Origin of the sequence: Deinococcus sp. YIM 77859 (assembly GCF_000745175.1) — a bacterium.
In the GTDB taxonomy this organism is placed as follows: Bacteria; Deinococcota; Deinococci; order Deinococcales; family Deinococcaceae; genus Deinococcus.
The window spans coordinates 1,234,901-1,247,419 of record NZ_JQNI01000002.1; the positions used below are offsets into that span (position 1 = coordinate 1,234,901).

General features: G+C 67.1%; 11 protein-coding genes. 5 read left to right on the forward strand and 6 right to left on the reverse strand.

What is annotated here, in order from left to right; translation table 11 throughout:
- Positions 1-65: 65 nt before the first annotated feature.
- Complete coding sequence (locus tag EI73_RS06150) at positions 66-1,034, reverse strand: phosphotransferase family protein (RefSeq protein ID WP_231557296.1); 969 nt, start codon at positions 1,032-1,034, stop codon at positions 66-68.
- On the reverse strand, positions 1,031-1,306 hold the full coding sequence (locus tag EI73_RS15870; protein WP_081908969.1) for a hypothetical protein: 276 nt from the start codon (positions 1,304-1,306) through the stop codon (positions 1,031-1,033). Before EI73_RS15870 ends, EI73_RS06150 begins: the two co-directional genes overlap by 4 nt.
- Positions 1,307-1,394: 88 nt before the next feature.
- Between EI73_RS15870 and glmM the strand changes: the two genes are divergently transcribed.
- From glmM to polA, 3 genes are all read left to right on the forward strand, one after another.
- A complete protein-coding gene (glmM, locus tag EI73_RS06155) occupies positions 1,395-2,729 on the forward strand; it encodes a phosphoglucosamine mutase (protein WP_034385157.1) in 1,335 nt (444 codons plus the stop codon).
- Between the two features lie 385 nt (positions 2,730-3,114).
- Complete coding sequence (locus EI73_RS15615; protein WP_051935431.1) at positions 3,115-4,524, forward strand: Ig-like domain-containing protein; 1,410 nt, start codon at positions 3,115-3,117, stop codon at positions 4,522-4,524.
- A 52-nt stretch (positions 4,525-4,576) separates the two neighbouring features.
- A complete protein-coding gene (gene polA, locus EI73_RS06165) occupies positions 4,577-7,240 on the forward strand; it encodes a DNA polymerase I (protein WP_034385160.1) in 2,664 nt (887 codons plus the stop codon).
- A 57-nt stretch (positions 7,241-7,297) separates the two neighbouring features.
- Here the strand turns inward: polA and EI73_RS06170 are convergent, their stop codons facing one another.
- Together EI73_RS06170 and EI73_RS06175 are read right to left on the reverse strand one after the other, a co-directional pair.
- Positions 7,298-7,627 (reverse strand): cyclic-di-AMP receptor, encoded by a 330-nt coding sequence (locus tag EI73_RS06170; protein WP_034385161.1) that lies wholly within the window; start codon positions 7,625-7,627, stop codon positions 7,298-7,300.
- A 95-nt stretch (positions 7,628-7,722) separates the two neighbouring features.
- Complete coding sequence (locus EI73_RS06175; protein WP_034385163.1) at positions 7,723-8,226, reverse strand: transcriptional regulator; 504 nt, start codon at positions 8,224-8,226, stop codon at positions 7,723-7,725.
- 297 nt (positions 8,227-8,523) lie between these two features.
- Here EI73_RS06175 and EI73_RS06180 point away from each other — a divergent pair, with 297 nt between their 5' ends.
- Together EI73_RS06180 and EI73_RS06185 are read left to right on the forward strand one after the other, a co-directional pair.
- The gene (locus tag EI73_RS06180; RefSeq protein WP_034385165.1) at positions 8,524-9,261 is read left to right on the forward strand and encodes an ATP-binding cassette domain-containing protein; all 738 of its coding nucleotides are present in this window, start codon (positions 8,524-8,526) and stop codon (positions 9,259-9,261) included.
- Positions 9,251-10,498, forward strand: a complete 1,248-nt coding sequence (locus EI73_RS06185) for an ABC transporter permease (RefSeq protein WP_051935432.1) — start codon at positions 9,251-9,253, stop codon at positions 10,496-10,498. The genes EI73_RS06180 and EI73_RS06185 overlap by 11 nt, the downstream gene beginning before the upstream one ends.
- A gap of 53 nt (positions 10,499-10,551) precedes the next feature.
- Here the strand turns inward: EI73_RS06185 and EI73_RS06190 are convergent, their stop codons facing one another.
- Together EI73_RS06190 and EI73_RS16825 are read right to left on the reverse strand one after the other, a co-directional pair.
- Positions 10,552-12,258 (reverse strand): PRC-barrel domain-containing protein, encoded by a 1,707-nt coding sequence (locus tag EI73_RS06190; RefSeq protein ID WP_034385168.1) that lies wholly within the window; start codon positions 12,256-12,258, stop codon positions 10,552-10,554.
- Between the two features lie 57 nt (positions 12,259-12,315).
- The gene (locus EI73_RS16825) at positions 12,316-12,450 is read right to left on the reverse strand and encodes a hypothetical protein (protein WP_255344497.1); all 135 of its coding nucleotides are present in this window, start codon (positions 12,448-12,450) and stop codon (positions 12,316-12,318) included.
- Positions 12,451-12,519: the final 69 nt, after the last annotated feature.

Genomic DNA, 12,519 nt, shown 5'->3' on the forward strand with positions numbered 1-12,519 from the left:
AGCTGCGCCAAGGGCTGGCCGCAGAACTGGAGCGTGCCGGCCGTTGAGGGCTAGACCGGCAACGGCTAACGGCTGATTTCTTCCTCCCTCCACGCCTGAGCCACCCGCCGCAGCGCGTCCCGCACGCCGCTTGTCCCCTCGCGCCCGACCTGCCGCGCCGTCGTGAGCACATTCAGGGCCAGCCCCGCACGTTCCTCGGCAGCGAGCCCAGCGGGAGTAAGGGTCTGACCCCGAGCGGCCAGTTCTTCGCGGTACGCCTCCCGTAGGGCGGGGCCAAGGCGGGCGCGGTCCTGGGCGTCTAGGCGCACGTACAGCAGGTGGGCCAGGTCCTCGCCCAGGGGTGCCGCGTGGGCCTGCCCGTAGTCGATGAGGATGGGAAAGCCGCCCCCCAGCGGCCACAGCACCTGCCCAGCGTGAATGTCCCCATGGGCGAGGGTCACGCCCCGCACGGCTCCGAGCAGGGTGGGAAGAGCTCGGACAGCCCCGCGCACCGCGGCGACCTCCCCCGGTGTCCAGTCGGGGGCAGGAGTCACGCGCTCTGCCCGGCGAAGCACCCGCCCCGCGTCCCAGCCCCACTCGCCCGTGAGTTCCGAGCGGCCATACCAAAAGGCGTGGTGGCGGGCGAGCAGCCGCACGACCTCCAGCAGGGCCGTCTCACGCTGCTGATCCGTCTGGAACGCACCCCAACCGGTCGTCGTGTCCGTCAGGTCCCGCGTCACCAGGTGCGCGCGCCAGCGAACAGGGTCAAGCGCAGCATGCAGCAGCGGGGCGTGCGGCACCGGCGAGCGGGGCGCGAGATCGCGCAGGTAGGCCGCCTCCCGCGCCAACCGGTGGTAGGCCCGCTCGTCCCGCCAACCCGCCGGGAGGTACTTCAGGAAGAGGGGGCCATGGGCGGTAGCGTAGCGGGCAAAGGCGGCCCCCTCTCCCACCCACGCTTCCAGGCGACGGCGGGGCCCAGGAAAGGCGCGGCGCAGCTCGGGCGGCCAGAACCGTGAGCTGACGGCGGGGCCGCCCGCGAGCCAGCCCGGCCTCAAGCGATCAGGGAGAACACGGCAGCCGAACCGCCCGCGAGCGCGGCCCCGATCAACAAGGCCCCCAGGCAGCCCATCCGCCGTGACCGGGCCACCTGCCGGTAGTGACCGCCGCGGCTGTAGTGACCACGGTGACCGCTGCTGTGCCCCAGCACGCCGCCCAGAAACCCGGCCCCGTGACCGCTGCTGTGGCTGTGCCCCCGGTATCCGTACCCCCGGTGCCCGTGGCTATGGCTATGACCGAACGAGAAAGACCCTCCAGAAAAGCCGCTCATGCCTCAGGGTACGCGAGCCGGGGCCAGCGGGTTCCCGGACGGGAAGAGGTCCTGCCCACCGGACGCCCGGGGGTATGATGGCGAGGTCATGAGCGAACGGAAGTATTTCGGGACGGACGGCGTCCGCGCGGTCGCAGGCGAGTTTCCGCTCACCGCCGGGTGGGTGATGCAGCTCGGGGCAGCGGCGGCCGAGGTCCTGAAACGGGAACACGACCGGCCCAGCGTGGTGATCGGCAAGGACACGCGCCAGAGCGGTGACATGCTGGAAGCCGCTCTGGCGGCGGGTCTGACCAGCCGGGGGGTGACCGTGATTCACCTGGGTGTCCTCCCCACCCCGGGGGTCAGTTATCTCACGCGGCACCTGGGGGCGAATGCGGGTGTGGTGATCAGCGCCTCGCACAACCCCTACGAGGACAACGGCATCAAGTTCTTCGGGCGGGACGGCCAGAAACTCAGCGACGCCACCGAACTGGAGATCGAGGCGGCCCTTGAAGACGCGGCCCAGCGTGCTCCGGTGACCGGGGTGAAGCTGGGGTCGGTGACCAACTACACCGAGGCCGAGCGCCTGTACGTGCAGTTTCTGCTCGAGCAGGCTCCGGACCTGAGTGGGCTGAAGGTGGCGATGGACTGCGCGAACGGCGCGGCCTACCGAGTGGGCCCCAAGGTCTTTCAGGCCGCAGGAGCGGACGTGTTCGCGGTGTACACCACACCAGACGGACGGAACATCAACCGGGGCTGTGGCAGCACGCACCTGGAGCATCTGCAACGGATCGTGCGCGAGGGAGACTACGACCTGGGTGTGGCCTTTGACGGCGACGCCGACCGGGCCCTCTTCGTAGACTCGCGCGGCAACGTCGTGCACGGTGACCACATGCTTCTGCTCAACGCCCGCGCTCGGGGAGACCGTGCGGTGGTGACCACCCTCATGGCGAATATGGCGCTGGAGGTGAAGCTGCGCGAGGCAGGCATTCCGCTGGAACGCACCGCCGTCGGCGACCGGTACGTACACGAGCGTCTGCAGCAGCAGGCCCTCACCCTGGGCGGCGAGCAGAGCGGTCACATCCTCTTCCTCGACAAGAGCCCGACGGGCGACGGTGTCCTCACCGCCCTGCTGACCCTGCGGGCGATGCAGCAGCTCGGCACCACCCTCGACGCCCTCTTCGACGAGCTGGTGATGTTTCCGCAGACCCTGGTCAACGTGCGGGTGGGCGACAAAAAGGCCATTGCCCGTGACGAGGCCGTGCAGCTGGCGGTGCGGCAGGCAGAAGCCCGCCTGCGGGGCCGTGGCCGGGTGAACCTGCGCCCAAGCGGCACCGAGAACCTGATTCGGGTGATGGTCGAAGGCCCCGACGAGGCCGAGATTCATGAGGTGGCCCAACACCTCGCCCAGGTGGTAGAGGAACGGGGCCGGGTGGGTGCCTAAACCCCGCTCCGGGGAGCGACGCGCCTGGCCCACTCGCGAGCACGGGGACCTGTTCCCCTCCTCACCTTTCTCATTTAGCCGCTCTCCCCTTCCCTCTTCCAGCCCAAAGAATGAGAAAAATGTGTACTCTGGGGCACGACTAGGAAAAGCGCACAGGACAGCATGAGTCCGCCCTCGCGCCGGGAGAAGGAAGAAAAACGAGCGAAATTCACGTGAAAAACCGCACAGTGCCCCTGTGGAACCGTGCGGTTTTTCTGCAACTTCATGAGGATTAGATCATCTTCCTAATGAATCCCTTATAATCGGCGGGCAGCTTCATCCTATCTTCACGATATAGCCTCCTGTTCCCCCTTCGAGCCTCTTCCTTCTTCTCCTTGAGAGTTTCATGCCCCACCATACCCCTCTTTTTGGCCTCTGCCTGGCCCTGACCCTGGGCCTCGTGGCATGCGGCACTGCCCCCCGAGAGGAAACCAGCAGCGAGCTCACCCTCACCCCCGCCACGACGGCCACCTACCGCTATGACGGGTACAACCTCAGCCTGGCTGTGGGTGAGCGCGTCAGCGGCACCTATACGGCCGGAGCGACCTGGACGAGCAGCCATCCGGCGGTTGCGAGCGTCGTCTCGAGCACGGACGGCCGGTTCATGGTCACCGGTGTCTCGGCGGGCACCGCCTATGTCCGTGGGTCTTCCGGCGGCCGCTCGGCTGAGCTGAAGGTGACCGTGTTCGCCGGCACGGCCCCGGCCCCAGCCGTCACCGCCGTGACCCTGAGCGCGAAAAGCCTGAGCCTCACCGCGGGAAGCAGCCAAACCGTGACTGCGACCGTCCAGGGCAGCGGCAGCGTCAGTCAGGCCGTCACCTGGAGCAGCAGTCACAGTGGGATTGCCCGGGTGGATAGCGTGGGACGCGTGACCGGTGTGGCGGCGGGCAGCGCCATCATCACGGCCACCAGCGTGCAGGACACGTCCCAAAAGGCCAGCCTCAGTGTGACCGTCACCCCTCCGGCCGCTCCACCCACCCCCACACCGACTGCAGACGCCTTCAACATCACCGTGATCTTTCCAGCCAACAGCATGCTCACGGCGGAGCAGCAGGCCGCCTTCACTGCCGCCGCCAGCCGCTGGTCACGGGTGATTGCCGCTGGACTGCCGGACGTGGCCAATGTCCGCCTCTCCACCGGCCAGACCGTCACGGTGGACGACGTGGCGATCGTGGCCAGCGGCGTGACGATCGACGGCCCGGGCCAGGTGCTGGGGCAGGCGGGGCCGCGGCAGGTTCGCAGCGGCACCTCCCTCCCGCTGTGGGGCGAGATGCAGTTTGATGCCGCCGACCTGGCCAGCATGGAGGCGAACGGCAGCCTTCAGGGCGTCATCCTGCACGAGATGGGCCACGTGCTGGGCATCGGAACGCTGTGGGACGAGTTTCTCAACGCGAATGCCAGCTCCTGCGTCAGCGCGACAAAGGTGCAGTACAGCGGCACGAATGGCCTACGCGAGTACCGGAACCTGGGAGGGCAGGCGGCGGGCGTGCCGGTCGAGGACGGGTACGGGACGGGCACGAAGTGCGGGCACTGGAAGGAATCGGTCTTTCAGTCGGAGCTGATGACCGGCTTTGCCCAGCGGGGCACGATGCCGCTGAGCAGGATGACGCTGGGGGCACTCGCTGACCTAGGCTACAGCGTGAACTACGGGGCAGCCGACACCTACAGCATTCCCCAGACCGCTGCGCAAGAAGGCGGGATGGAGATCCGGGAGCGTCTGATCACGCCCGAGGGCATCACCGACCCCACCCACTGAAGACCGCGAGTCCTTTCCCGGCGGAGCGTTACGCCCACAGTAGAATGCCCGCATGACTGCCGCCTCGCCTAACACGCTGGTGCTGATCGACGGGCACGCGCTGGCGTACCGTTCCTACTTCGCGCTTCCACCGCTCCACAACAGCCGGGGCGAGGCGACGCACGCGGTGCTGGGGTTCTTGCGGCTGACCCTGCGGCTGATGCGCCAGGCATCCAACCAGGTGATCGTGGTGTTTGACCCGCCGGTCAAGACCTTTCGCCACGAGCAGTATGACGGGTACAAGTCGGGCCGCGCCGAGACGCCGAGCGACCTGCCGGGCCAGATCGACCGAATTCGGGCCATCGTGGACGCTCTGGGCCTGCCCCGGCTGGAGGAACCCGGCTTTGAAGCCGATGACGTGATCGCCACGGTCACCAAGCTCGCCGAGGGCCGGGGCTACGAGGTCCGTATCGTGACCAGCGACCGCGATGCCTACCAGCTCCTCGACGACCATGTGCGCGTGCTGAGTAGCGACTTCTCCCTGGTCGGCCCCGACGAGGTGAGGGAGAAGTACGGCGTGACGGTGGGGCAGTGGGTGGACTACCGGGCCCTGACCGGTGACGCCAGCGACAACATTCCCGGTGCCAAGGGCATCGGCCCCAAGACGGCGGCCAAACTCCTGCAGGAGTACGGCACGCTGGACGCCGTGCTCGCTGCAGCCAAAGCAGGCACGTTACAGCCGAAAGGAACCCGCGAGAAGCTGCTGGCCGCCGAACAGGAGGTGCTGTTCAGCCGTGAGCTGTCGCGGATGGTGACTGACCTGCCCCTCAAGGTGGAGCTGGGAGTGCCGCGCGGCGCGGGCGACCCGGAACGGCTGGCCGCCCTGCTCGACGAGCTCGAACTCGCCTCGGTCAAGCGGGAGGTGCTGGGCCTGAGCCGGGGGGCACCAGCCCCGGAAGAGGCCCCTCCAGCGGATTTCGGACCGCCACCCATCGCCGAGTGGCAGACGCCCGCGGAAGGCGTGACCTGGGGCTACGTCCTGTCGCGCGAGGACGACCTGACCGCCGATCTGACCGCGGCGGCGACATTCGACGGAAAGGTCGCGCGGGTCGCCCCGGTCGAGGAGCGTGCAGAAGGAAGCGCCGTCCAGGAGCTCCCGCTGATGGGCGTGGCGGGTGAGGAGGCACCCAAGAAGCTCAGCAAGAGGGAGCAAAAGGCCGCCGAGCGCCGTGCGGCCCTCTTTCCTCCCGTCGTCAGCGAGGCGGAGTTCGTTGGACAGCGGACGGTGACGGCAGCGGGAGCCAAGGCGCTCGCCGCTCACCTCAGCGTGCGGGGCACCGTGGTCGAGCCGGGAGATGATCCCCTCCTCGTCGCGTACCTGCTCGACCCGGCGAACACGAACATGCCCGCCGTCGCAGAACGCTACCTGAGGACGGCCTGGCCAGACGAGGCCGCCACCCGCGCCGCCATCGCCTACCGGCTGCTGCAAGACCTGCCCCCTCAGCTCGATGAGGCCCGGCGCCGGCTGTACGAGGACGTAGAAAAGCCGCTCTCGGCGGTGCTGAAGCGAATGGAGGTGCGCGGGGTACGCCTCGACAGCGCCTATCTGCGCGGCCTGTCGGAAGCCACAGCGGGCCGCATCGCCATGCTGGAAGCCGAGATTCACCGCCTGGCGGGGCGTGAGTTTGCCATTCGCAGCCGCGACCAGCTCGAAACGGTGCTGTTCGACGAACTCGGGCTTGCCAGCGGCAAAAAGACCAAGCTGACCGGGAAGCGCAGCACGGCGGTCTCGGCCCTGGAACCGCTGCGGGACGAGCATCCCATCATCCCCGCGCTGCTGGAGTACCGTGAGCTGGAGAAGCTGCGGGGCACGTACCTGGAGCCGCTGCCCAACCTGGTTAACCCCCGTACCGGCCGCCTGCACACCACCTTCAGCCAGACGACCGCCGCCACCGGCCGCCTGAGCAGTCTCAACCCCAACCTCCAAAACATCCCCATCCGTTCGGACCTGGGCCGCGAGATCCGCAAGGGCTTTATCGCGGAGGAGGGGTTTTGCCTGATCAGCGCCGACTACTCACAGATCGAGCTGCGGCTGCTCGCGCACATGACGGGCGACGAGCTGATGCAGCAGGCGTTTCGCGAGGGTGCGGACATTCACCGCCGCACCGCCGCGCAGGTGCTGGGGCAGGAAGAGGCGCAGATCACGCCCCAGCAGCGCCGCGCCGCGAAGACGGTCAATTTTGGCGTGCTCTACGGCATGAGCGCCCACCGCCTGTCCAATGAATTGGGCATTCCCTACACCGAGGCGGCGGGTTTTATCGAGACGTATTTCAACACGTATCCCGGGATTCGCCGGTACATCGAGCAGACGCTCGCCTTTGGGCGCGAACGCGGCTACGTCGAAACGCTCTACGGTCGCCGCCGCTACGTGCCGGAACTCAAGGCGCAAAACCGCACGGTACGCGAGGCGGGCGAGCGGCTGGCGTACAACATGCCCGTCCAGGGCACCGCCGCCGACATCATCAAGATCGCGATGGTGCGCCTGGACCACGAGTTGGCAGCGCGGGGCGCCCACCTCCTGCTACAGGTCCATGACGAACTCTTGATCGAGGCGCCGGAGGAAGAGGCCGACCGCGTAGCGGCCCTGACCCGCGAGGTGATGGAGGGGGCAGCTCAGCTCAGCGTGCCCCTCGCGGTCGAGGTCGGTATTGGACCGAACTGGTACGACACGAAGTGAGGGGGCAGGGGCTGCCCCAGCTTGGGGAAGCTGCGAAGCGCGGCTCCCCTCCAGGGGTCAGACCTTCACGAATTCCTGCACGCCCAGCACGAACATCACGGCTCCACCCACCGCCACCTCAACGGGATCGGCACTCAACCCCTCGCCCTGCTCACCCAACGGAATGTTGGGGGTGACCAACCGGGTGCGGGTGCGGCAGGTCTGCTGGACGTGGCGCTTGAGTTCGGCGAGGCGATCGTCCGCGACACCGATCATCAGGGTCGTGTTGCCCTCGCGCAGAAAGCCGCCGGTGCTGGCGAGCTTGGTGACCTCAAAGGCGTTTTCCGACAGCACGCGCACCAGGCCTGCGGCGTCAGCATCCTGAATCACGGCGAGAACCAGCTTCATGAAGCTCAGGATAGCAGAGGGGGTGTAAGGAGCCGGTCAGCGGGTCAGGTAACGAAAAAAGCCCCCACGGTGGGGGCTGGGTTGGGCGAGAGAACCTACGCGACCTGCTTCTTCTTGCCGCTCTGCGCGGGCGCCTGCTCTTGTCCGATGGCCTGCGTCTCCTTGAGGCGGAAAATCACCAGGCTGCCCACAAAGGTGCAGGTGATCATGCCGTGGGCATTGAGCAGCGAGAGCGCCTTCATCACGTCCTCACGGCTCATACGCAGCTGCTCACTCATGTACAGGGCACTGTCCGCACGGCCTTCGAGGTAGTCGCGCACCCGCTTGGCATCCTCAGTGAGGGGGGTTGCGGGCACGTCGGCCAGGCCAGGATCAGCGAGGCCGTACACCGCACGGGTCCCCGTGCCGGGCAGACGGCGCACCCGGCCTTGATCGAGCAGACTGGCCAACGCGGCGCGCAGGTGCGAGAGGGCCAGGCCGGTCGTCTTGGCGAGTTCGGTTTCAACCCATTCGGGCTTGCTTTCCAGCGCCTTGAGCACCAGCTTCTCGTTGGCGCGCCGAGTTTCTTGCAGATCTTCCAGAGTAGGGGGATTAAACATGCGCTATCCTCCGGGAAAACCAGGAGCGGCTGTGGGCGGCTCCGGTCAGAGCGTGAACTGGGTACAAGTGCGCCTGGAAGCGCAACTTTCCTATTGTGACAGGTCTCCATGCGTTTTGCATGAGCAACCTGACACCGTGTCAATGGAGGTCTACAGGAGAGGGGCGGAACAACAGCCCAAGGGAGGTTGACCCATGGTAAGCGGTTCAGACGGGAGGTACCGTAAGCCGAGCCGCCTTTCGGAGCGCTCCGGCAACGCTTGGCCCCGTCTTCGCGTACCCTCACCCGTGGAGGTGGCATGCTCGACATTCACAACCTCAGTAAGACCTACGGCAGGCACGCGGCGCTGCGGAACGTGACCCTCAGCGCCCGAGAGGGCGAAGTCTTTGGCCTGCTTGGCCCAAACGGCGCGGGCAAGACGACCCTGCTGCGAATCATCGCCACGCTGCTCAGGCCCACTGCGGGGACAGCGGTTCTGGCTGGGCACGACGTGGGGCGCGAACCGGAGGCGGTGCGGCGGGCCATCGGGGTCGTCAACGGCGGGATGGGCCTGCCCGCCCGGTTAACGGGGCGGGAGGTGCTGCGCTCCTTTGCGGGGCTGTACGGTTTGAACCGGGCGCAGGCGGACGCCCGCATTCATGAGCTGGACGCGGCGCTGGACCTGGGCCGCACGCTGGACGTCCGTGCGGGAGAGTACTCCACCGGTATGAAGCAGAAGGTCGTGATCGCCCGCGCCGTTCTCCACGACCCACAGGTGCTGATTCTCGACGAGGCGGCCAGCGGCCTGGACATCTTCGCGCGCCGGACGCTGCTGGACTTCGTCGCGGCAGCGCGGCAGCCGGGAAAGCTCACCCTCTACTCGACGCACGTGATGAGCGAGGCCGAGGAGGTCTGTGACCGAGTCGCGATTCTCCACAAGGGAGAACTCGTGACGGTAGGCAGCATTCCCGACATCCTCGCCAGCACCGGCGAGCGCAATCTGGAACGGGCCTTTTTCGCCCTGGTTCGGGGGCAGGAGGTGGCACGTGCGTCCTGAGTTCATCTGGCGTGTCGCCGCGCGCGACCTGCTCTCCACTCTACGCGACCGGCGCACCATCACGAGCACCATCCTGATTCCGCTGCTGCTGATCCCGCTCTTCACACTGGGGCTCCCACTGCTGCTGGGCCGCTTTATCGGCGGGCAGGCGCAGGAGCGGCAAAAGGTGGGGGTGGTGGGCACGCTGCCCGAGTCGCTGCGCACGGCCCTGACTCGCGACGAGAAGCTGCCCAACGGCACGGTGACGCGCGCCGGGGTAGAACTCGTGCCCGTCACCGACCCCAGGGCCGCGGTGCAGTCCGGAGAAGTGGACGCCGCCCTGCGCGCGCCCTCGCCCCTGCCCGCCCGCGCGGGCGACGGCACCGGCACGCTGGAGGTGTACGCCAAGCTGGGGAACCTGCGGGCCCAGACGGGCGCCTTTGCCAAGGTGCAGAGCGTGGTGGAAGCGTACAACCGGGAGCTGGCGGTGCAGCGCCTGGGCACGCTGGGGCTGGGCGCGCAGACCCTCACGCCCGTCACGCTTGCCCCCATCGATGCCAGCCCCGAGCAGGAGCGGCGCAGCGGACAACTGGCCTTTTTGATTCCGCTTCTGATGCTGAATTTCATCCTGACCGGCGCGATGGCGACTGCGCTAGACGCCACTGCGGGCGAAAAGGAACGCGGCACCCTGGAAAGCCTGCTTGTGTCCCCAGTGCGCCGCAGCGAGGTCGTGGCCGGAAAACTTCTCGCGACCACCCTCACCGCCCTCACCACCGCTCTTTGCAGTGTGTTGGGCTTTCTCCTGAGCGGCATGCTCGCGCGGGCTGTGCTCGCTACAGAGGGGACACCCGCCGAACTCACCCAGGCCTTTGGGGGTCAGCTCACCCTCACCCCTGCCAGCGCGCTGGCCCTGCTGGGCACCGTCGTCAGCGCCGCGCTCCTCATCAGCGCCGTCCTGATCGCCCTGAGCATCTACGCCCGCTCCTACAAGGAGGCACAAACCTACGTCACGCCCCTGAGCCTGGTGATCGTCTTTCCCGCGGTCATGCTGCAATTTAGTGACTTCCTCACCCTGAGTGACGGCATCTACACCATTCCCCTCTTCGGCAGCATGGTGGCCATCCTCAACACGGTGCGCGGGAACCTCACGGCCGCTCACGCCCTGACCGCTATCGCCGCCAATCTGTGCGGGGCGCTCCTCATTGGACTGCTGGCGCTGCGGTCGTTCGGGCGCGAAGAGGTCATTTTCAGGAATTAAGGGTGGGCCTCCTCGCGGAGAAGGCCCACCCGGTCCCTGTTTCCTCAGCTTCCTCAGCGCTGATCGGGGTCGGTGATGATGCGGCTCTGGGTGGGCCGCTCGTCCTCATCCTGCCGGGCCGGCTCGGCGCTGAGGTCCGGCTGGCCTTCTAGGGCCGCGGTGCCGGTCTCGTGGGGGCGAGCCGCGAGGGGATCGATGCTGACTTCTTCCTTGCTCACGCTGTCGAGCAGGATATCGAGCACGTCCCCGGCTCGCGCCGCTTCAACCGCCTTGTGGGTAATGATCTCACCCACATTCAGGATGATGCTGTCATCAGGGGCCAGGATGACCCGGGTGACGGGACGGCCCAGCGCGTCACGGATACGTTTTTCCTGCAGTTCCTCCTGCCGCTGTTCCAGTGCCTGCCCGGCTTCCTCGCGTTTGTCGCTGAACCAGGCTTTGGCGCGGTCCAGCAGGCTGCTGGCCCCCTCGCTGACGCTGGCAACGCCGCTGGAAAGCGCGGCGGTCGCCCCCTGCGCCCCCCCCGTGCTGCCCATGGTGGCATTGATCAGGGCCTGTTCGGCACCCAGGCGGCGAGCACGCTCCGCGATCGCGGGCGTGACGATCTGGCCCTGCGCAGCGACGATGCCCGCCCCAGGCGCGCGCACGTCCGTTCGGACCCGGCGGCCGATGGTGGCCTCGACTGTGGGGGCGGCTGCAGACGCTCCCGTTGCTCCCGGGCCGGTTCCGCCGCTGGCAGCCGCCACGAGCTCGCCCAGCTTGCCCACCTCCTCGGCACGTGCGATCTGAAAGGCGGTGATGGGCTCACCACGGTGAACAATCACCTCCTGAACACCGTCGGCCACCTCGACCGTCACGTCGTGCGCAGCGATCTTGCCTTCCACGTACTCACGCTGCCGGGCCGGCGCCGCGTTGCGCATCTCCTCATAGCTGCTCTGCACCCGGTCACGCACGGTGCCGTAGGTCTCGCTCAGCACGCCCCCGGTGGCCGCCGTCGCCAGCGCCGTCAGTTTCCCGGCGCGGTCAGCCTGCTCGGCCTGCTCGGCGGTAATGGTGTCCCCCTTGTGGACGATCACGGTGCCGTCTTCTAGAGTCACGTCGGCACCCGCCGTCTTGCCGATCACGTACTCCTTTTGGCGTTCCTTGGTGGCCGTAGCGATGTTCTCGTAGCTTTCCTTGACGTTGCTGGCCGCGTTCTGATAGGCCTCGCTGAGGTTCTGCCCCGCCGTCTGCAAAGCTCCCTTGAGGCCGCCCGGCTCCTGTTCCTCCATCGCCGCGGCGACGCTGACCGGAACGATGGCCGCATCTGCGCCGATCTGCACGCTTTCCGGCGCCGGCACAAAGGTCCGGCCACTGCTGAGATCGCTGAAGATGCCTCCGGTCGCCTCGTAGCCCTCCACCCGACCGGTGTGCTCGTCAAAAAAGACGTCGGCGATCTTGCCCAGGTTCTGTCCATCGGTGGTGAGCAGGGTCATGCCAACCAGGCTGACCTTGGAGTCCAGCACCTCGGCCAGCCGCCCGTCCTCGCGGGTGCTGGTGATCGACTCGGGGCTATCCACCATGATGGCGTCCTCTCCGATCGAGCGAATCGCCTCAAAGGGCACCACGCGCGCCGCACGAAACCAGCCGCCCTCATCCACGAGGAGGCCCAGCAGTTGGTTGGCCTGGTGGTCAAACACCAGGTCACGTACATTGTCCACACGCTCGCCGGTACTGAGGGCGACGATGGGCTGTCCAAGCAGTTCCTTGCCTTTGATCATAGGTTGTACTCCGTTGGGGACGAGGTTTGGAATGACCTTAAGACGTTACCGGCAACTTCAGAACCCCAGATTCAGGAGCCCTTGCGGCTTGAGGTACAGAAAATAGGCGAGCAGGAAGAGCACGATCAGGATCAGGATGATGAGAAGCGCGGTCTTGCCGCCACTGCCGCCGCTGCCTTGCAATCGGGCCATAAATAAATCCTCCACGTTCGAGTCTAGAAAGGGCGTCCGCACAAAGTGCGGGATCCCCGCTCACGCCAG

Bases quoted from the DNA above. Each gene is read 5' to 3' on its own strand.
- EI73_RS15615 (WP_051935431.1), top strand. From the start codon at position 3,115: ATGCCCCACCATACCCCTCTTTTTGGCCTCTGCCTGGCCCTGACCCTG.
- glmM (WP_034385157.1), top strand. From the start codon at position 1,395: ATGAGCGAACGGAAGTATTTCGGGACGGACGGCGTCCGCGCGGTCGCA.
- EI73_RS06180 (WP_034385165.1), top strand. From the start codon at position 8,524: ATGCTCGACATTCACAACCTCAGTAAGACCTACGGCAGGCACGCGGCG.
- EI73_RS06175 (WP_034385163.1), bottom strand. From the start codon at position 8,226: ATGTTTAATCCCCCTACTCTGGAAGATCTGCAAGAAACTCGGCGCGCC.
- polA (WP_034385160.1), top strand. From the start codon at position 4,577: ATGACTGCCGCCTCGCCTAACACGCTGGTGCTGATCGACGGGCACGCG.
- EI73_RS16825 (WP_255344497.1), bottom strand. From the start codon at position 12,450: ATGGCCCGATTGCAAGGCAGCGGCGGCAGTGGCGGCAAGACCGCGCTT.
- EI73_RS06190 (WP_034385168.1), bottom strand. From the start codon at position 12,258: ATGATCAAAGGCAAGGAACTGCTTGGACAGCCCATCGTCGCCCTCAGT.
- EI73_RS15870 (WP_081908969.1), bottom strand. From the start codon at position 1,306: ATGAGCGGCTTTTCTGGAGGGTCTTTCTCGTTCGGTCATAGCCATAGC.
- EI73_RS06170 (WP_034385161.1), bottom strand. From the start codon at position 7,627: ATGAAGCTGGTTCTCGCCGTGATTCAGGATGCTGACGCCGCAGGCCTG.